The 18,096-nt window shown below is 57.3% G+C and carries 17 protein-coding genes and 1 tRNA gene; 8 read left to right on the top strand and 10 right to left on the bottom strand.

From position 1 onward, the window contains the following. Positions 1 to 9 precede the first annotated feature (9 nt). The 6 genes from VCA57_RS09775 to VCA57_RS09750 form a co-directional block, all read right to left on the bottom strand. A complete protein-coding gene (locus VCA57_RS09775; protein ID WP_411184795.1) occupies positions 10 to 306 on the bottom strand; it encodes a winged helix-turn-helix domain-containing protein in 297 nt (98 codons plus the stop codon). A gap of 52 nt (positions 307 to 358) precedes the next feature. Next, positions 359 to 1,735, bottom strand: a complete 1,377-nt coding sequence (nhaD, locus tag VCA57_RS09770) for a sodium:proton antiporter NhaD (protein ID WP_411184794.1) — start codon at positions 1,733 to 1,735, stop codon at positions 359 to 361. 374 nt (positions 1,736 to 2,109) lie between these two features. Next, positions 2,110 to 4,941, bottom strand: coding sequence for a valine--tRNA ligase (locus VCA57_RS09765; protein WP_411184793.1), 2,832 nt, complete (start codon positions 4,939 to 4,941; stop codon positions 2,110 to 2,112). 196 nt (positions 4,942 to 5,137) lie between these two features. Further along, positions 5,138 to 5,539 carry a DNA polymerase III subunit chi gene (locus VCA57_RS09760; RefSeq protein ID WP_411184792.1) on the bottom strand — a complete coding sequence of 134 codons (402 nt, stop codon included), beginning with the start codon at positions 5,537 to 5,539 and terminating at the stop codon, positions 5,138 to 5,140. A gap of 9 nt (positions 5,540 to 5,548) precedes the next feature. Beyond that, positions 5,549 to 5,968 carry a DNA polymerase III subunit chi gene (locus VCA57_RS09755; RefSeq protein WP_411184790.1) on the bottom strand — a complete coding sequence of 140 codons (420 nt, stop codon included), beginning with the start codon at positions 5,966 to 5,968 and terminating at the stop codon, positions 5,549 to 5,551. Between the two features lie 175 nt (positions 5,969 to 6,143). After that, entirely contained in the window at positions 6,144 to 7,634 is a 1,491-nt protein-coding gene (locus VCA57_RS09750) for a leucyl aminopeptidase (RefSeq protein WP_411184789.1), read from the bottom strand. A 144-nt stretch (positions 7,635 to 7,778) separates the two neighbouring features. Here VCA57_RS09750 and lptF point away from each other — a divergent pair, with 144 nt between their 5' ends. Next, positions 7,779 to 8,900 (top strand): LPS export ABC transporter permease LptF, encoded by a 1,122-nt coding sequence (lptF, locus tag VCA57_RS09745; RefSeq protein ID WP_411184788.1) that lies wholly within the window; start codon positions 7,779 to 7,781, stop codon positions 8,898 to 8,900. Beyond that, positions 8,893 to 9,954, top strand: a complete 1,062-nt coding sequence (lptG, locus tag VCA57_RS09740; RefSeq protein ID WP_411184787.1) for an LPS export ABC transporter permease LptG — start codon at positions 8,893 to 8,895, stop codon at positions 9,952 to 9,954. The genes lptF and lptG overlap by 8 nt, the downstream gene beginning before the upstream one ends. Before the next feature lie 156 nt (positions 9,955 to 10,110). Here the strand turns inward: lptG and VCA57_RS09735 are convergent, their stop codons facing one another. The 4 genes from VCA57_RS09735 to VCA57_RS09720 all read right to left on the bottom strand — a co-directional run bounded on the left by VCA57_RS09735 (position 10,111) and on the right by VCA57_RS09720 (position 11,859). Next, positions 10,111 to 10,605 carry an RDD family protein gene (locus tag VCA57_RS09735; RefSeq protein WP_411184786.1) on the bottom strand — a complete coding sequence of 165 codons (495 nt, stop codon included), beginning with the start codon at positions 10,603 to 10,605 and terminating at the stop codon, positions 10,111 to 10,113. Between the two features lie 110 nt (positions 10,606 to 10,715). Continuing rightward, positions 10,716 to 10,928, bottom strand: coding sequence for a cold-shock protein (locus VCA57_RS09730; protein WP_411184785.1), 213 nt, complete (start codon positions 10,926 to 10,928; stop codon positions 10,716 to 10,718). Positions 10,929 to 11,254: 326 nt separating this feature from the next. Further along, positions 11,255 to 11,602, bottom strand: coding sequence for a hypothetical protein (locus VCA57_RS09725; RefSeq protein ID WP_411184784.1), 348 nt, complete (start codon positions 11,600 to 11,602; stop codon positions 11,255 to 11,257). Between the two features lie 172 nt (positions 11,603 to 11,774). Further along, positions 11,775 to 11,859, bottom strand: a tRNA-Leu gene (locus VCA57_RS09720). 112 nt (positions 11,860 to 11,971) lie between these two features. On the opposite strand from VCA57_RS09720, the gene queA reads away from it, so the two are divergent. From queA to VCA57_RS09690, 6 genes are all read left to right on the top strand, one after another. Beyond that, a complete protein-coding gene (gene queA, locus VCA57_RS09715) occupies positions 11,972 to 13,021 on the top strand; it encodes a tRNA preQ1(34) S-adenosylmethionine ribosyltransferase-isomerase QueA (protein WP_411184949.1) in 1,050 nt (349 codons plus the stop codon). A gap of 14 nt (positions 13,022 to 13,035) precedes the next feature. Continuing rightward, positions 13,036 to 14,151, top strand: a complete 1,116-nt coding sequence (tgt, locus tag VCA57_RS09710) for a tRNA guanosine(34) transglycosylase Tgt (RefSeq protein WP_411184948.1) — start codon at positions 13,036 to 13,038, stop codon at positions 14,149 to 14,151. A gap of 40 nt (positions 14,152 to 14,191) precedes the next feature. Then, positions 14,192 to 14,527 (top strand): preprotein translocase subunit YajC, encoded by a 336-nt coding sequence (gene yajC / locus VCA57_RS09705; RefSeq protein ID WP_411184783.1) that lies wholly within the window; start codon positions 14,192 to 14,194, stop codon positions 14,525 to 14,527. 62 nt (positions 14,528 to 14,589) lie between these two features. Further along, entirely contained in the window at positions 14,590 to 16,458 is a 1,869-nt protein-coding gene (gene secD, locus VCA57_RS09700; protein ID WP_411184782.1) for a protein translocase subunit SecD, read from the top strand. A gap of 9 nt (positions 16,459 to 16,467) precedes the next feature. Then, the gene (secF, locus tag VCA57_RS09695) at positions 16,468 to 17,373 is read left to right on the top strand and encodes a protein translocase subunit SecF (protein ID WP_411184781.1); all 906 of its coding nucleotides are present in this window, start codon (positions 16,468 to 16,470) and stop codon (positions 17,371 to 17,373) included. A gap of 125 nt (positions 17,374 to 17,498) precedes the next feature. After that, positions 17,499 to 18,038 (top strand): glycine zipper 2TM domain-containing protein, encoded by a 540-nt coding sequence (locus VCA57_RS09690; protein ID WP_411184780.1) that lies wholly within the window; start codon positions 17,499 to 17,501, stop codon positions 18,036 to 18,038. The last annotated feature ends 58 nt before the right edge of the window (positions 18,039 to 18,096 follow it).

The raw sequence follows: 18,096 nt of genomic DNA, 5'->3' as shown, positions 1-18,096 counted from the left end.
GCGATTGTCTCAGGGATAACCCAGGGTACTCTTGATCTGTTGCAGGTTGGCGGCGATCCAGCCTTTGTCGAACGGCCCCCAACTGTGAATCGCGTAGTGCCCGGCATTGTTGCGCTCGCCAGGCTGTTGCACGAACACGCAATCAATATCCAGGTCAACCAGGGCGCTGAGGGTGTCCTGCGCTGTGCGCCGGGGCATGCCGGTCGCTTCCATCAGTGCCGGCACGCTGCTGGCGCTGCCGCTGTCGATTAGCCAGGCCACATACAGGCGGCGATAGAAGCTGGTTTTGGTTTTGCTCACGTCCATGGCAAGGTTCCTGGCACGCAGCCGTGTGTAGGGCACACGGCCTGGTTAAAAGTCAGCCCAGTGTGGCAATCGCGATATAGGCGGCTGCACCGGAGATGTAACCGAGAAACGCCAGCAGGCTGATCTTCTTCAAGTACCAGATGAAGTTGATTTTCTCCATGCCCATGGCCGCTACCCCGGCAGCCGAGCCGATGATCAGGCAACTGCCGCCCGTACCGGCGCAATAAGCGAGCATTTCCCAGAACACGCCATTAGCCTGGAAGTTGCTTAGCCAGGCCGTGTCCGCACCCGCCAGTGCGAGGTCTGCAGGGCTTGCTAGTGGGTACATTTTCATGGCCCCGGCAACCAGCGGCACGTTATCCACCACCGATGACAGCAGGCCGATGGCGATGTTGATGGCGTAGACGTCACCCAGGTTTTCGCGCAGCAAGGTGGCGACTTGGGTTAGATGGCCAGCAGTGGCCAGGCTGGAAACCGCCAGCAGGATGCCGAGGAAGAACAGCACGCTGGTGATGTCGATACGGCGCAGTACACCGACTACGGACAACGGGTGTTTGTCTTCGTAATTCTTGCCGCGATGGATCACCTCGGTCACCACCCAGAGCACGCCCAGGCCAAACAGGATGCCCATGTAGGGCGGCAGATGGGTCACGGTTTTAAATACCGGTACAAAGACCAGTGCGCCGATACCCAGGGCGAACACCAGATTACGCTCGAAAGGCGTGGTCGGGTCGCGACGTTCTTCATCCAGCGCGCTGACTTGCGGGCGCTGGATTTCGCCCTTCATGGTCATGCTGAGTACCAGCAGTGGCACCAGCAAGCAGACGACGCTGGGGATAAACAGGCTGCTGATAATGCCGCTGGTGGTGACCTGGTTGCCGATCCACAGCATGGTGGTGGTCACGTCGCCAATCGGCGACCAAGCCCCGCCGGCGTTGGCGGCGATCACCACGATGCCGACGTAGAACCAGCGTTCTTTCTGGTCGGCGGCCAGCTTGCGCAGCAGCGAGACCATGACGATGGTGGTGGTCAGGTTATCCAGCATTGCCGACAGGAAGAAGGTGATCAGCGCCACTACCCAGAGCAGGGTGACGCGCTTATTGCTGCGAATGCGGTCGGTGATGACCTTGAACCCTTCGTGGGCGTCGATCAGTTCGACGATGGTCATCGCCCCCATCAGGAAGAACAGGATCTCGGAAATCTCGCCGAGGTGATGACGCAGCTCTTCGGTGACATGGTGGTCATTGCCGCTGGCACCAGCGGTCGCAGCACCGATGAGCGGTAGAATGCTGTCTGCGCCCAGCACCAGAATGGTCCAGCAGATAACGGCGGTGAGGATCGCCGAAGCGGCCTTATCGACCTTCAGCGGGTGTTCGAGGGCGATACACAGATAACCGAGGACAAAGATCAACGCCATTAATGCGTACATGGTCAGGATTCCACTTTCAGGGCTTTTTTATTGCGTTAGAAGTGCCTGCAACGTTTGCAGCGTCGCAGAAGATGCCTGAATTACGCAGAAATTGGCAGCGGATTTACAACGTAGCCGCTTAGGGCGAGCTTCAATCAGCTTTTGCTGGCTACTGCAATGAGGGCTGCCGCGCCCTGGTTTCGCGGGGTTGGATGCTTTAGCAGCGCTGTGCCGCGTGGTTATGCGACAGGGCGTCGCGCCCGCTACGAATATGTCGTGGCGTAAATGATGTGTGGGAGGGGCTTTAGCCGCGACGGCGCGTTGATCGCGGCTAAAGCCCCTCCCACAAAAAAGCCCGCGTCTTTGAGGGCGCGGGCTTTGGGTGTTGCTAATGGTTAAAGCGCGGCGATCTTGCCGCGTTGCTCAACCATCTTGCTCAGGGCTTGCTCAGCCTCGGCCAGCTTGGCGCGCTCTTTATCGAGCACCTCGGCTGGGGCCTTGGCGACGAAGCCTTCGTTGGCCAGCTTGCCGCCGACGCGTTTGACTTCGCCATCCAGGCGGGCGATCTCTTTATCCAGGCGCGCCAGTTCGGCGTCCTTGTCGATCAGCCCAGCCATCGGCACCAGCACCTGCATGTCGCCGACTAGGGCGGTGGCGGACATCGGTGCTTCTTCGCCAGCTTCCAGCACGCGTACCGACTCCAGCTTGGCCAGCTTGTTCAGCAGCGGCGCGTTGTCGGCCAGGCGGCGTAAGTCTTCCGCGCTGGCGTTCTGCAGGATGATGTCGATGCGCTTGGCCATGGAGATTTTCATCTCGCCACGGATCTGCCGCAGGCCGAGCATCAGTTGCTTGACCCACTCGATATCGCCTTCGGCAGCGGCATCGATGCGGCTTTCGTTTGCTACTGGCCAGGCCTGCAGCATGATGGTTTCACCGCTGACGCCAGCCTGCGCTTTGATGCGCTGCCAGATTTCTTCGGTGATAAACGGCATAAACGGATGGGCCAGGCGCAGCGCGACTTCCAGTACACGTACCAGGGTGCGACGGGTGCCGCGTTGACGTTCGATGGACGCGTTCTCGTCCCACAGCACTGGCTTGACCAGTTCCAGGTACCAGGCGCAGTACTCGTCCCAGATGAACTCGTATAGCGCGTGCGCGGCCAGGTCGAAGCGGAAGGCGTCGAGCTGACGGGTCACTTCGGCTTCGGTGCGCTGCAGGGCAGAGATGATCCAGCGGTCCACCGAGGACAGCTCAACTTCTTCACCGTTGATACCGGTGTCCTGGCCATCGGTGTTCTCGATGACGAAGTTGGCGGCGTTCCAGATCTTGTTGCAGAAGTTGCGGTAACCCTCAACTCGGCCCATGTCGAACTTGATGTCGCGACCGGTGGAGGCCAGCGCCAGGTTGGTAAAGCGCAGGGCGTCGGTGCCGTAGGCGGCGATGCCGTCAGGGAATTCCGCTTTAGTCTGCTTGGCGATCTTCTCGGCGAGCTTAGGCTGCATCAAGCCCGTGGTGCGTTTCTCCAGCAGAGCATCTAGGGTGATGCCGTCGACGATATCCAGCGGGTCGAGCACGTTGCCCTTGGACTTGGACATCTTCTGGCCCTGACCGTCGCGCACAAGACCATGCACGTACACGGTCTTGAACGGAGTCTGCCCGGTCAGGTGAGTGGACAGCATGATCATCCGGGCAACCCAGAAGAAGATGATGTCGAAGCCGGTCACCAGCACGTCGGTCGGGTGGAAGGTTTTCAATGCATCGGTCTGCTCAGGCCAGCCGAGGGTGGAGAAGGTCCACAGACCGGAGCTGAACCAGGTGTCCAGTACGTCTTCGTCCTGGCGCAGGTTGGCGTCGCCAAGGTTGTGTTCAGCGCGCACTTCTGCTTCGTCGCGGCCGACATAGACGTTGCCGGCATCGTCGTACCAGGCAGGAATACGGTGGCCCCACCAGAGCTGACGGCTGATGCACCAGTCTTGAATGTCGCGCATCCAGCTGAAGTACATGTTTTCGTACTGCTTGGGCACGAACTGGATTTCACCGCTCTCGACCACGGCGATGGCTTTTTCGGCCAACGGCTTGGTGCTGACGTACCACTGGTCGGTCAGCCAGGGTTCGATGATGGTGCCGGAGCGGTCGCCTTTCGGCACTTTCAGGGCGTGCGGCTCGATGCCTTCAAGCAGGCCAGCAGCCTCGAAGGCGGCAACGATCTGCTTGCGCGCTTCAAAACGGTCGAGGCCGGCAAATTGCGCGGGCAGGCTGCCGTCGATGTCGCTGTTGACACTGCCGTCGATATTGAACGCCTGGACTTGCGCCAGTACCGCAGCGTTTTTGTCGAAGATGTTCAGCAGCGGCAGGTTGTGGCGCTTGCCGACTTCATAGTCGTTGAAGTCGTGGGCTGGGGTGATCTTCACGCAGCCGGTGCCGAATTCCGGGTCGCAGTAGTCGTCGGCAATGATCGGGATGCGCCGACCCACCAATGGCAGCTCGACGAAGGTGCCAATCAGCGCTTGGTAGCGTTCGTCACTCGGGTTTACCGCTACGGCGCTGTCGCCGAGCATGGTTTCAGGGCGGGTGGTGGCGACAATTAGGTAATCCTTGCCGTCAGCCGTTTTGTTGCCGTCGGCCAGCGGGTAACGCAGGTTCCACAGGTTGCCTTTCTCGTCGTGGTTTTCCACTTCGAGGTCGGAGATGGCGGTGTGGAACTTGGTGTCCCAGTTGACCAGGCGCTTGCCGCGGTAAATCAGACCGTCTTTGTGCAGGCGCACGAAGGCTTCTTTCACCGACTCGGACAGACCGTCGTCCATGGTGAAGCGCTCGCGCGACCAGTCCACCGAGCTGCCCAAACGGCGGATCTGCCGGGTGATGGTGCCGCCGGATTGTTCCTTCCACTCCCAGACCTTCTCCAGGAATTTCTCGCGGCCCAGGTCGTGGCGGCCAATGCCGTCGGCGGCCAGTTGGCGCTCAACCACCATCTGGGTAGCGATACCTGCGTGGTCGGTGCCCGGTTGCCACAGGGTATTGCGGCCCTGCATGCGGCGGAAGCGAATCAGTGCATCCATGATCGAGTTGTTGAAACCGTGACCCATGTGCAGGCTGCCAGTGACGTTCGGCGGCGGGATCATGATGGTGTACGGCTCGCCTGCACCTTGCGGGGCGAAATAGTTGTTCGCCTCCCAGTTCTGGTACAGGGCGGTTTCAATGGCGTGCGGCTGGTAGGTCTTGTCCATGCGCGGCGGGACCCTCATGACGGCTAGACGGAAAAGCCGGCAAGTATAGCGGGGATGGCCTGTGCGACGTAAGGGCGTGCTTGGTGCGGCTGACTGGTGGGTGTAAGGCTGTATGGCGTTACTTGTAGCCCGGATGTAATCCGGGGCAGCGTCTCCCCGGATTGCGCTGGGGCTTATCCAGGCTTCGGGTTGGGCGTTATTTACGGCGCGGCAGTAGGCGAGGCAAGCGGGCTTCCAGGCGGCGCTTCAGTTCGGCTTCGATTTGTGGGACGAAATCGTCGATCACATCCTGCAGGATCAACTGGGCAGCGGCGCGCAGTTCGCTGTCTAGACGATTCAATTCACTGTCACGGCCGATACTTTGGTTGACCGTCTCGCGCAGTGTTTGCGCAACGTTAGACGTGCCCTTCGCTGCAGCTGCTGGGGCTGCCAGGCTGGACGGCGGGGTGACGATTTCGGAGAGCAGGGGAATGCTGTCTGGGTCGAGTGAATCGATCAGCAGTGGCGGTTCGAGATTTTCATCGCCCAGCAGTTGGCGGATCGACTCCAGGTCGTTCAGCAGGTGGGCAGGTTTTTGTGGCGGCTTTGGGTTGTCCATGGTGTGCAACTAGAGTTCGACTCGTTTTGGATCATACCCGCGCTGGCGGTAACTGCGGAAATTCTCCCGGCAGGCGGTCAGCAGGTCGGGTTCTTGGTTGACGATTTCGATTACCCGGCTGAAGCGCTCAACCTGTGGGGAGAGCGTGCTGCCAAGGTTAATCAGCACGCCTTGGGTATTTGTCGGCTCTTCGTCCAAGCCGATTACCACGGGTGCGTGCCCATCATCTTCATGCAAGCTGTGCGGTACAAAGGTTTCCGCTTTGAAGCGCCACAACCAGTTATCTAACTCCGCGCACTGCGCGGCATCACTGCCACGCAGAAATACCGGCAGGCCAGCTCGCCAGGCTTTCATCGCCAGTTGGCAGGCCGCGCGCAGGCGGTCACCCGGCTGCGCGGTGGAGAGTACGTAGAATTCAATTCGGGGCATGGCGACACGTTTCGGCGTTAAGTGCAGGAGCGGCTTGCTGTCAGGCGCGCAGCTTATCAGTCAACGCTCCGGCAATGTGCCTGGGGCGTAGAAGCTGTTGCGGATTTCGCGAGCTGGAGCGCGCGAGGTACGCAACTATGCAGCCGCTGCGCACCTCGTCGTTGCCGGTCAACGCTTAGGCGTTGCTACGATCTAGCAGGTACTGCGTCAGCATTGGCACTGGACGACCGGTCGCGCCTTTGTCTTTGCCGCCGCTGATCCAGGCGGTGCCAGCGATGTCCAAATGCGCCCAGTGGTATTTCTTGGCAAAGCGCGAGAGGAAGCAGCCGGCGGTGATGGTGCCGGCTTTGGGGCCACCAATATTGGCGATGTCCGCGAACGGGCTGTCGAGCTGGTCCTGGTACTCGTCATACAGCGGCAGCTGCCAGGCGCGGTCGTCGGCGGTCAGGCCTGCACCGAGAATCTGCTGTACCAGTTCGTCGTTATTGCCCATCAGGCCGGAGACATTGCTGCCCAGTGCGACGATGCAAGCGCCGGTGAGGGTGGCGATGTCGATAACTGCCTGCGGCTTGAAGCGTTCGGCGTAGGTCAGGGTGTCGCACAGCACCAGGCGGCCTTCGGCGTCGGTGTTGAGGATTTCCACGGTCTGTCCGCTCATGGTCGTGACAATGTCGCCAGGGCGAGTCGCGCCGCCGCTTGGCATGTTTTCAGCACAGGCCAGCAGGCATACCAGGTTGATTGGCAATTGCAGTTCGAGCACGGCTTTCAGGGTGCCGAAGACGCTGGCAGCACCGCACATGTCGTACTTCATTTCATCCATGCCGGCGGCTGGCTTGATGCTGATGCCGCCGGTATCAAAGGTGATGCCTTTACCGACCAGGGCGTAAGGTTTTTCAGTCTTTTTGCCGCCTTGGTAGTTAAGCACGATCATGCGTGGCGGCTGGTCGCTGCCCTGGGCGACGGCGAGGAAGGCACCGGCGCCGAGCTCTTTAAGCTTCTTCTCGTCGAGAATTTCAACTTTAAGGTTTTTGTAGGCCTTGCTCAGTGCCTTGGCTTCTTCCGCGAGGAAACTTGGGTGGCAGAGGTTCGGCGGCAGGTTGCCAAGGTCTTTGGTGAACGCCATGCCCGTGGCAATCGCCTGAGCATGGGTGCTGGCACGCTGAGCGTCGGCCAGGCCGGCTTTGTCGCTGAGCAGGGTGATTTTTTTCAGTGCGCCGGCTTCGGCCTTCTGGCTCTTGAACTGGTCAAAGCAGTAGCCAGCATCAGCTAGGCTTTCCACCATCAGGCGAGTCTTGCCATAGGTGTCGCGGCCTTTTACCAGCAGTTCGTCGAGTGCCAAGGTAGCATCGCTGCCGCCGAGGGTTTTCAGCGTGGCGTAAACAGCAGTGATCAATTTGCGCAGTTGGCGGGCAGTCAGTTCACTTTCTTTACCGGTGCCGATCAGTAGCACGCGCTCGGCTTTGAGGTTGGCCAGGTTGTGTACCAGCAGCGTTTGGCCAATCTTGCCAGCCAGGTCGCCGCGCTTGAGCAGGGCGCTTAGTGCGCCGGCGCTGACGGCGTCGACCGCCTTGGCGGTTTCGCTGAGTTTGCGGCCTTCTCCGACCGGGATAACCAAGGTGGCGGTTTTCAATGTTTCCGGGCTAGCGCTTTTAACAATAAATTCCATTACGTGGAGTCCCCAAGACAACGAGTCGGTATTGCAGGATAATGCCGGCAAATTTTTCGATGGTTCGCCAGTTGGGCGAGCCGGCAAGCAGTGTGGCTAGTTTGATCTTAGCCACCTGAGCCTGACAACCCTGGAGTGTCTGGTTTGATCGTCTTCCGTTATCTGTCCCGTGAAGTGTTGTTGACCCTGAGTGCCGTGAGCGCGGTGCTGCTGGTCATTATTATGAGTGGTCGCTTTATTCGCTATCTGGCCCAGGCCGCTCAGGGGTTTCTCGACCCAGGCGTGCTGCTGCTGATTATGGCGTACCGGATTCCGGGTTTTTTGCAGTTGATTCTGCCCTTGGGACTGTTTCTTGGCATTTTGCTGGCTTATGGCCGCTTGTACCTGGACAGCGAAATGACCGTGCTTGCCGCCACTGGCATGAGCCAGCAGCGCTTGTTCGCCTATAGCCTGGCGCCGGCCACTGTTGTCGCGCTGCTGGCCGGCTGGCTAAGCCTTGGTTTGGCTCCGCAGGGCGTTGAACATGTGGCGCGGATTCTCAATCAGCAGAGTGCCATGACCGAACTGGATACATTGGTGCCGGGGCGCTTCCAGTCCATGAGGAATGGTACGCGGGTGACCTATGCCGAGGAGTTGTCCAAGGATCGTGGCTCGCTAGGCGGGGTGTTTATCTCCGAGAAGCAACTGTCGAGCAAAGGTGACAAGGAGCGTGGTATCTCGGTGCTGGTCGCCGACTCTGGTCGCCAAGAGATTCAAGCAGATGGCAGTCGCTACCTGATTTTGGAAAACGGTTACCGTTACGACGGTAATCCAGGGCAGGCCGACTACCGCGCTATTAAGTACGACACCTATGGTGTGTTGCTGCCCAAGCCTGACGTGGCGGTAGATGTCACCGAGCGCGAAGCCATTCCCACGAGTAAGTTGATCGGCAGTGATGAGCGCAAATTGCAATCTGAGTTGCAGTGGCGGCTGTCTATCCCGCTGCTGGTGTTCGTGGTCACGTTGCTGGCAGTGCCATTGTCGCGAGTCAATCCAAGGCAGGGGCGCTTCCTCAAGCTGTTACCCGCCATCCTTTTATATATGGCGTATCTAGCCCTGCTTATCGCGGCACGCGGCGCGCTGGATAAAGAAAAAATACCCGCTGCATTGGGCTTGTGGTGGGTGCATGGGATGTTCGCCTTGATTGGATTGTTACTGCTTTATTGGGAGCCTCTGCGCTTACGTTGGGCCGCTCGTCGTGCTGTGTTGGAGGTGGCCCGTGGTTAAGTTGGATCGCTACATCGGTTCGCAGGTATTTACCGCCATTCTTGGCGTGTTAGGGATTCTTGTGGGCCTGGCCCTGCTGTTTGCCTTTATTGATGAGCTGGGTGATGTTGAGGGCAACTACGGTCTGCTTGATGCGCTCTGGTATATGTTTCTGACTACGCCGCGCCGTTTGTATGAGATGTTGCCGATGGCGGCGCTGATCGGCTGCTTGATTGGTTTGGGCTCTTTGGCCAGTAACAGTGAATTGACCATCATGCGTGCGGCGGGTGTGTCGGTTGGGCGCATCGTCTGGGCAGTGATGAAACCAATGTTGGTGTTGATGCTCGTCGGTGTGCTGGTCGGTGAGTACCTGGCACCTTATGCCGAGAATCAGGCCCAAGCCAGTCGGGCGATGGCTCAAGGTGGTGGTGAGGCGCAATCAGCCAAGCGTGGTTTGTGGCATCGCCAGGGGCAGGAATATGTGCACATCAACGCCGTGCAACCTAATGGTGTGCTGTTTGGGGTTACCCGCTACCGCTTTGATGATCAAAAGCGCATGCAGTCTTCCAGCTTTGCGCGGCGCGCTCATTACGAAGGCGGTTACTGGCAGTTGGAGGATGTTGCTACTACGTATTTCCGCGAGCGCAGCAGTGAAGTCATCAAGCAGGACCATGAGCGTTGGGATGTTGAGTTGACGCCACAGTTGCTCGGAACGGTGGTGCTATCACCGGAAGCTCTGTCGATAACCGGGTTGTGGAATTACATCCATTACCTGGCGGATCAAGGCCTGAATAATGGTCAGTACTGGTTGTCGTTCTGGACCAAAGTACTGCAGCCCTTGGTGACGGCGGCATTGGTGTTGATGGCCATCTCCTTTGTCTTCGGGCCGCTGCGTTCCGTGACCCTTGGGCAGCGAATCTTTACCGGTGTGCTGGTCGGTTTCGTGTTCAAAATCAGTCAGGATCTGCTCGGGCCGTCGAGTTTGGTGTTCGGTTTTTCGCCGTTACTGGCGGTGCTGATTCCTGCGGGTATTTGTGCCCTTGCTGGTGTCTGGTTGCTGCGCCGCGCCGGTTGATCTGATCTCGGCGTAAAAAAGCCGGCTTGCGCAGTGCGCGCAAGCCGGCTTTTTAGTGCGTGTAATTTGTGCTCGGGAGCTTCGGGAGCTTCGGGAGCTTCGGGAGCTTATGGGTGGCGTGAGACGTAGCGTCGCGTCATGCTTGTCACTATCGATCTATTTCTTGTGGATGTTCTTTGGTAGCTGCACCACCTGACTACCTGAGTAAATGTCGTGCCAGCTGCGCTTCTCCTTGTCCCAAAGCACCCAGAGAAAGCCCAGGCCACATAACAGCCAGGAGCCGATAGAGACCAGAAAGCGTAGCAGCGCCTGCCACAGGCTGATCGCCGTGCCGTCGCTGTTCTGGATGCGTACACCCCAAACCTGCATGCCCAGTGTTTGCCCGGTATGCGTCCAGAACTTGGCGAAAAACCCAAATAGGCTGAAAAACAGCAGTGTCGATAACAGTGGGTCGCCATCCAGTGCGCCAGCGTCCGACATTTGCTTGAGCTGAGCCTCGCCGTAGAACCCCATCAGGATCAGCTTGTAGATAAAGGTCACCACCATCAGCAATGCAATGCACAGCAGAAGGTCATAGAACATCGCGGCGAACCGGCGGATAAGTCCGGCGTGGGGGAAGTCTCCCTGCGGGTGCAGCAGGTGTTTCGGCATGGTTGGCTCTTTAGTTCATCGGGCTGTCGAAAGGGGCGGTAACAATGCGGTATCCGAAGGCATAAAAAAACCCCTGATGCTGCCATCAGGGGTTCTTCAGCTCGGCAGGATTATTCCTGGATCTGCACTTCGTCAGCCTGCATGCCTTTTTGGCCCTGCACAGCGATGAAGCTGACCTTCTGGCCTTCTTTCAGGCTCTTGAAGCCGTTGCTTTGAATGGCGCGAAAATGCACGAATAGGTCCGGACCGCTTTCGGGCGTGATAAAACCAAAACCTTTCTCGTCGTTAAACCACTTGACGGTACCGTTCTGACGATTCGACATATTGTATTTCCTTGAACCTAAAGTTGATGACAGCCGCTACTCGACATGAGGGGCTGAATACTGGTTGCAAGGAGTTATGCGACGTCGAGCGGGATGTAGCGGATCGGGTCGATCTACTGCACCAGGTCACGAATTTCGGCGACCCATGCAAACACAGTGGCCGAAACTTTACGCCAACTATTAGGCAAATGCCAACCCCTGAACGCCATGCTAATGCCGGTGTTGGTCGAGTGCTTTTGGGTGTTTATTTTGGTTGTTTACTGCTGGGATGCGCGCATCAGTGGTGTGGTTGTGCTGGCTTGAATGCTGCTGTTGCTGGTTGCAGATTACTTGCGTCTGTAGCTCTTGTTGCCGCTGGTTGTGATGCAATATTGCCCGCCCTTTGGGCCGGTACAGAGCGTTCCTTCGCCACATGGGCAGCCGCCACTGTTGCCTATTGTTCTTAACGGCGCCACGTTACCGCTGTGCCGCTCAGTGCTGCAGTTGCGCTTTGAGGCGCTGATTGAGCCGTCATTGCACACGAACAGTTCGCCGTCGCAGCGGGCGATGCCACCTTTCTTGCCGGAGCAGGGGTGATTGGCGGCTGTGCAGAGTTCACTTAACCCCAAGAGCAGGAGAAGAGTCGCGAGCCAAGATATTTTGCTGACAGTTTTGGTGGTGGGCTGAGAGGCCATTTATTGATGCCTTTCTTGCGGCTGTGTTTTTTTTGGGGGGGGGGCTGCTGGCTGCCAGCTTACCTGGCCTGATAAGCATTGCTTGAGGGTATTCCAGGCAATAAAAAAACCGGCTCAGAGGCCGGTTTTCTAGGGGTTTCAGGTCGTTTCGGTACGTCCTGACAGAATCTAATGGTGCCCCGGGGGAGACTCGAACTCCCACTTCTTTCGAAAACGGATTTTGAATCCGCCGCGTCTACCGGTTCCGCCACCGGGGCACAATGGCGGCGGAGTATAGAGATGGTTTTTGGGTTGGTCAATCCATTGCGTGGCCAGAATGTGCGATTTCCGGTAAGCTTTGCCGCCCTGCCAGATGACTCCTTTCCGACCATGCGTGTTGCCGACTTCAATTTCGAGCTGCCAGATGCTCTGATTGCCCGCCACCCTCTTGCCGAACGCCGTGCTAGCCGCCTGCTGGTGCTCGATGGCTCTACTGGCGAGCTGGCGCATAAGCAATTCAGTGACCTGCTGGATTATCTGCGGCCAGGCGATTTGATGGTGTTCAACAATACCCGAGTGATTCCGGCGCGGCTGTTTGGGCAGAAGGCCTCAGGCGGCAAGCTAGAGATTCTGGTTGAGCGGGTGTTGGATAGTCATCGCGTGTTGGCTCACGTGCGTTCAAGCAAGTCGCCTAAGCCTGGCTCAAGCATTCTGATTGATGGTGGTGGCGAGGCTGAGATGCTCGCCCGTCATGATGCGTTGTTTGAGCTGCGTTTTAGTGAAGAAGTGCTGCCGCTGCTTGAGCGGGTCGGGCATATGCCGTTACCGCCGTATATTGATCGGCCGGATGAGCAGGCGGATCGTGAGCGTTATCAGACGGTCTATGCGGATCGTGCCGGTGCTGTCGCGGCGCCTACCGCAGGGCTGCATTTTGATCAGCAGTTGCTGGCGGCGCTTGCTGAAAAGGGTGTTGAACAGGCATTCGTGACCCTGCACGTGGGTGCGGGAACGTTCCAGCCTGTGCGGGTGGATCGGATCGAAGATCACCATATGCACAGCGAATGGCTGGAGGTCGGCCAGGATGTGGTCGATGCCGTGGCCGCTTGCCGCGCGCGCGGTGGCCGGGTGGTGGCGGTGGGCACCACCAGTGTTCGTTCACTGGAAAGTGCCGCGCGCGATGGCGTGCTCAAGGCCTTTAGTGGTGATACCGACATCTTTATCTACCCTGGTCGGCCGCTGCATGTGGTCGACGCGCTGGTCACTAATTTTCATTTGCCGGAATCGACCCTGCTGATGCTGGTGTCGGCGTTTGCTGGCTACCCGGAAACTATGGCTGCCTATCAGGCGGCAATTGCCGGGAATTATCGTTTTTTCAGTTACGGTGATGCCATGTTCATCACCCGCAATCCCGCGCCGCGCGGGCCAGAGGAACAGCTATGACGCGCACCTGTCGCATGTCTTTCGAATTGTTGGCGACCGAGGGTAAAGCGCGACGTGGTCGGCTGACCTTCCCGCGTGGTGTGGTGGAAACTCCGGCATTTATGCCTGTAGGTACGTACGGCACGGTCAAAGGCATGCTGCCGCGCGATATCGAGGCCATTGGTGCGCAGATCATTCTTGGTAACACCTTCCACTTGTGGCTGCGTCCTGGCACTGAGGTGATCAAGAAGCACGGTGATCTGCATGACTTTATGCAGTGGCAGGGACCAATTCTCACTGACTCGGGTGGTTTTCAGGTGTTCAGCTTGGGGGCCATGCGCAAGATCAAGGAAGAGGGTGTGTACTTCGCTTCTCCGGTTGATGGTGCCAAGGTGTTTATGGGGCCTGAGGAGTCGATGCAGGTACAGCGCGACCTGGGCTCTGACATCGTGATGATCTTTGATGAGTGCACACCGTATCCGGCCGAGTTTGATGTGGCCAAAAAGTCGATGGAGTTGTCCTTGCGTTGGGCCAAGCGCTCGAAAGAGGCGCATGGCGACAATACAGCGGCGCTGTTTGGCATCGTTCAGGGCGGCATGTACGAAGAGTTGCGTAAAGTTTCTCTGGATGGCCTGGAACAGGTCGGTTTTGACGGTTATGCCATTGGTGGGTTGTCAGTTGGTGAGCCGAAAGAGGAGATGATCAAGGTGCTGGATTACCTGCCTGCTCAGTTGCCGGCCGATAAGCCGCGCTATCTGATGGGAGTGGGTAAGCCAGAGGATCTGGTTGAAGGTGTGCGTCGTGGCGTGGACATGTTTGACTGTGTGATGCCGACCCGTAATGCGCGCAATGGCCATTTGTTCATTGATACCGGTGTGCTGAAAATCCGCAACGCCTTCCATAAGCAGGACAATTCTCCGCTGGATCCGACCTGCGATTGCTACACCTGTAAAAATTTCTCCCGCGCCTACCTGCATCACTTGGACAAGTGTGGCGAAATGCTCGGCAGCATGCTCAATACAATCCATAACTTACGGCATTATCAGGTGCTTATGGCTGGTTTGCGCGAGGCTATTCAACAGGGTACATTGGCCGCCTTTGTCGATGCCTTCTATGCCAAGCGCGGGCTGCCAACGCCGCCTCTGGACTGATTTCTTAACCTTATAAGTACCTTTAATACAGGAGTGTTACATGAGCTTTTTTATTCCCGCAGCGTTCGCTGATGGTGCCGCACCGGCTGTCGGTCCTGCTGGTAGTGGTTTTGAATGGGTGTTTCTGGTCGGCTTTCTGGTCATCTTCTATCTGATGATCTGGCGTCCTCAGGCCAAGCGTGCAAAAGAGCACAAGGGTTTGCTTGGCGGCCTGCAGAAGGGTGATGAAGTGGTAACTAGCGGCGGTATTGCTGGCAAGGTCACCAAGGTTTCTGATGACTTCGTGGTTATTGAAGTGTCCGATACCGTCGAACTGAAAATCCAGAAAGTGGCGATTGCCGCCTCGCTGCCTAAAGGCACGTTGAAAGCGATCTAAGCAACACACCTTTACCATTCGACGGGGCGCTTAATGCGCCCCGCGTCATAACGGGCGGCGTCATGCTCAACAAATTCCCTATTTGGAAATACCTGCTGATTCTGGCTGTACTGGCAGTCGGCTTTCTTTATTCCGTGCCCAATCTGTACCCGGACGATCCGGCGATCCAGATCAGTGGCAACAGCTCCGCTTTGCGCGTCGAGCAGGCCGACCTGGATCGCGCCGTTCGCGCTCTGGATGCGGCAGGTATCAGTGTAAAGGCGACTAGTCTGGCCGAGCAGGGTCGTGCTGGCTTGCTGCGTCTGAACAGTGCTGAAGATCAATTGCCAGCCAAAGACCTGGTGCGCAAGGCTTTGAGTGATGACTTTGTGGTCGCGCTGAACCTGGCACAGACCACGCCTGATTGGTTGCGTAACCTGGGTGGCAGCCCGATGAAGCTGGGTTTGGACTTGTCTGGTGGTGTGCACTTTCTTATGGAAGTGGACATGGACAAAGCTCTGGATGCACGCCGCAAGGTGTATGAGGGTGAGGTCAAGACCCTGCTGCGCAAGGAGCGTGTGCGTTATCGCAGTCTGCCTGAGCTTGATGGTGCTATTCAGTTGGGCTTTACCGATGAAGCAACGTTGGAGAAGGCCCGGCAGTTGATTCGTAAGGATTTCAATGATTTTGATCTGACTGCTGTGCCGCGCGGCGAGCAGCAGGTGCTGCGCTTGGCGCTTACACAGGCCAAGATGAAAGAAATTCGTGAGTACTCAATTAAGCAGAACCTGACCACGGTGCGTAACCGGGTGAATGAGTTGGGTGTGGCTGAGCCGCTGGTGCAGCGTCAGGGTGCTAATCGCATCGTGGTTGAGCTGCCGGGTGTGCAGGATACCGCTGAGGCTAAGCGCATCCTCGGTAAAACCGCCAATCTAGAGTTCCGTCTGGCTGCTGCACCGGATGCGAGCAAGGCTGCAACTGAGAGTTTTGAATTCCGCCAAGAGGGCCGTCCGCCAGCCCAGTTGGAGCGAGATCTAATCATCACCGGCGATCAGGTGACTGATGCGCAGGCGAGCTTCGACGAAAACGGCCGTCCGCAGGTCAATATCCGTCTGGATGGCCGTGGCGGTGACCTGATGAATCGTGCGACCCGCAATAATGTTGGGCGCAGCATGGCTGTAATCTTTATCGAGCAGAAGCCAGTCGCTCGAACCGTGCGCCAGGTTGTGGATGGTGTCGAGAAAGAAGTTGAGCTACAGACCTTCAGCGAAGAGAAGAAGATCATTAGCCTGGCTACGATTCAGTCGCCGCTGGGTAGCCAGTTCCGTATCACTGGCTTGGATGGTCAGGGTGAGTCGTCCGAGTTGGCATTGCTGCTGCGGGCTGGTGGTCTGGCTGCACCGATGTACTTCGCTGAGGAGCGCACTATTGGTCCGAGTCTTGGTGCTGACAACATCACCAAGGGTGTTAACGCGTCGCTATGGGCAATGCTGTTTGTCTCGCTGTTTATCATTGCCATTTACCGTTTCTTTGGCGTGCTGGCCACTATTGCTCTGGGTTTGAACATGGTGCTGCTGCTGGCGCTGATGTCACTGCTCAGTGCCACGCTGACCCTGCCGGGTATTGCCGGTATCGTTTTGACCATGGGTATGGCGGTGGATGCCAACGTGCTGATCTTCTCGCGTATTCGTGAGGAAATCGCCAATGGCATGTCGATCCAGCGCGCCATTCATGAGGGTTTTGATCGGGCTTATTCGGCGATTGTCGACGCTAACCTGACGACTCTGTTGGTGGGCGGGATACTGTTCGCCATGGGTACGGGGCCGGTCAAGGGATTCGCTGTGACGCTGTCGCTGGGTATCCTCACCTCGATGTTTACCGCCATTCTGGTAACGCGCTGCATGGTCAACCTGACCTGCGGTGGGCGTGACTTCAAGAAGTTGTGGATTTAAGGGGCTGTTATGAATCGTACGATCAACTTCATGGGGGTGCGCAATATTGCGTTTGCCTTCACCGTGGTGCTGACGGTGCTGTCGCTGGTTAGCCTGTTTGCCAAAGGGTTGAATCTGGGGCTGGATTTTACCGGTGGTACGCAAATCGAGCTGAGCTATGAGCAGCCTGCGGACTTGGGCAAAGTCCGTGAGCAACTGTCTGTTGCTGGGTATGTTGATGCTGTGGTGCAGAGTTTTGGCGCTACCACTGATGTGGTTGTGCGTATGCAGGGTAATGATCCTGCGCTCGGTAATAAGGTGGCCGTTGTGCTGCGCCAGGCTGGTGAGCAGCTTGAGGTGAAAAAGGTCGAGTTCGTCGGCCCGCAAGTGGGTGAGGAGTTACGCGACCAGGGTGGGCTCGGCCTGCTGTTGGCATTGGGTGGCGTGATGCTGTATCTGGCGTTCCGCTTCCAGTGGAAGTTTGGTGTGGCGGCAATTATCTCGCTGATTCACGACGTGATCGTTACGTTGGGCATTCTGTCGTTCTTTCAGATCACGTTTGACCTGACGGTGATGGCGGCGTTGCTTGCCATTATTGGCTACTCGTTGAACGATACCATCGTGGTTTTCGATCGTGTTCGTGAGAACTTTCGCGTGTTGCGTAAGGCGACGTTGATTGAAAACATCAATATCTCTACGACACAAACGCTGTTGCGTACCATGGCTACGTCCCTTTCTACCTTGCTGGCTATTACCGCGCTACTGCTGTTCGCGGGCGACAACCTGTTTGGTTTTTCGGTGGCGCTGTTTATCGGTGTGGCGGCGGGTACCTATTCGTCGATCTATATCGCTAACGTTGTGCTGGTTTGGTTGGATCTGACGGTTGATGACCTGATTCCGCCGGTAGTGGCCGAAGAGGTTGATGATCGCCCCTAATACTGGGTGTTCAGTCGCAATTTATTGAAAGAACCGGGCGGTGTTGAACTTGCTCGGTTTTTTTATGCTCCAAGGCTGGGAGTAAGGCGCAATGAGCGCCGCAGCAATAGGTCAAGGAGGCATATATGAATAAGTCATTGTTGGTTGGTGCGGTATTGGGGGCTGTTGGCGTGACGGCGGGTGGCGCTGTGGCGACCTACAGCTTTGTCAATGCGACACAGTATGCCGAAGTGCTTGCTGTGAAACCGGTTATGGAAACCATCAAAACCCCGCGTGAGGTGTGCAAGGATGTGGCGGTTACGCGTCAGGCGCCGGTAAAGGATCAGCATAAGATTGCCGGCACAGCTATTGGTGCGGTAGTGGGTGGCTTGCTGGGTAATCAGGTGGGTGGTGGCAACGGTAAGAAACTGGCCACCGTTGCTGGTGCTGTAGGCGGTGGTTATGCAGGCAACAAGGTGCAGGAAAATATGCAGGCCAGCGATACCTACACCACCACTGAAACGCGTTGCAGTACGGTAACCGACGCCAGTGAGAAGCTGGTGGGTTATGACGTTAAGTACGACCTGGATGGCAAGGTGGGTCAGGTGCGTATGGCCAGTGATCCGGGTCGAAAAATCCCGGTCAAGGATGGTCAATTGGTGCTGTCAGATGAGGCTGCTAAGTGATTGATAAGTCGCTTGGCTTGTTGAACTGCTAAATAAAAAAGCGCCCGTAAGGCGCTTT

Source organism: Pseudomonas sp. (assembly GCF_046581935.1).
Classification (GTDB): Bacteria; Pseudomonadota; Gammaproteobacteria; order Pseudomonadales; family Pseudomonadaceae; genus Aquipseudomonas.
The sequence above is the reverse complement of the archived record's forward strand: the minus strand, read 5'-3'. Positions and strand labels throughout refer to the sequence as shown.

Excerpts from the sequence above, each read along its gene's own strand:
- VCA57_RS09735 (WP_411184786.1), bottom strand. The coding sequence starts at position 10,605 with ATGCCGAAACACCTGCTGCACCCGCAGGGAGACTTCCCCCACGCCGGA.
- VCA57_RS09750 (WP_411184789.1), bottom strand. The coding sequence starts at position 7,634 with ATGGAATTTATTGTTAAAAGCGCTAGCCCGGAAACATTGAAAACCGCC.
- yajC (WP_411184783.1), top strand. The coding sequence starts at position 14,192 with ATGAGCTTTTTTATTCCCGCAGCGTTCGCTGATGGTGCCGCACCGGCT.
- VCA57_RS09690 (WP_411184780.1), top strand. The coding sequence starts at position 17,499 with ATGAATAAGTCATTGTTGGTTGGTGCGGTATTGGGGGCTGTTGGCGTG.
- VCA57_RS09755 (WP_411184790.1), bottom strand. The coding sequence starts at position 5,968 with ATGCCCCGAATTGAATTCTACGTACTCTCCACCGCGCAGCCGGGTGAC.
- VCA57_RS09765 (WP_411184793.1), bottom strand. The coding sequence starts at position 4,941 with ATGGACAAGACCTACCAGCCGCACGCCATTGAAACCGCCCTGTACCAG.
- VCA57_RS09725 (WP_411184784.1), bottom strand. The coding sequence starts at position 11,602 with ATGGCCTCTCAGCCCACCACCAAAACTGTCAGCAAAATATCTTGGCTC.
- secF (WP_411184781.1), top strand. The coding sequence starts at position 16,468 with ATGAATCGTACGATCAACTTCATGGGGGTGCGCAATATTGCGTTTGCC.
- tgt (WP_411184948.1), top strand. The coding sequence starts at position 13,036 with ATGTCTTTCGAATTGTTGGCGACCGAGGGTAAAGCGCGACGTGGTCGG.
- VCA57_RS09760 (WP_411184792.1), bottom strand. The coding sequence starts at position 5,539 with ATGGACAACCCAAAGCCGCCACAAAAACCTGCCCACCTGCTGAACGAC.
- secD (WP_411184782.1), top strand. The coding sequence starts at position 14,590 with ATGCTCAACAAATTCCCTATTTGGAAATACCTGCTGATTCTGGCTGTA.
- VCA57_RS09730 (WP_411184785.1), bottom strand. The coding sequence starts at position 10,928 with ATGTCGAATCGTCAGAACGGTACCGTCAAGTGGTTTAACGACGAGAAA.
- VCA57_RS09775 (WP_411184795.1), bottom strand. The coding sequence starts at position 306 with ATGGACGTGAGCAAAACCAAAACCAGCTTCTATCGCCGCCTGTATGTG.
- nhaD (WP_411184794.1), bottom strand. The coding sequence starts at position 1,735 with ATGTACGCATTAATGGCGTTGATCTTTGTCCTCGGTTATCTGTGTATC.
- queA (WP_411184949.1), top strand. The coding sequence starts at position 11,972 with ATGCGTGTTGCCGACTTCAATTTCGAGCTGCCAGATGCTCTGATTGCC.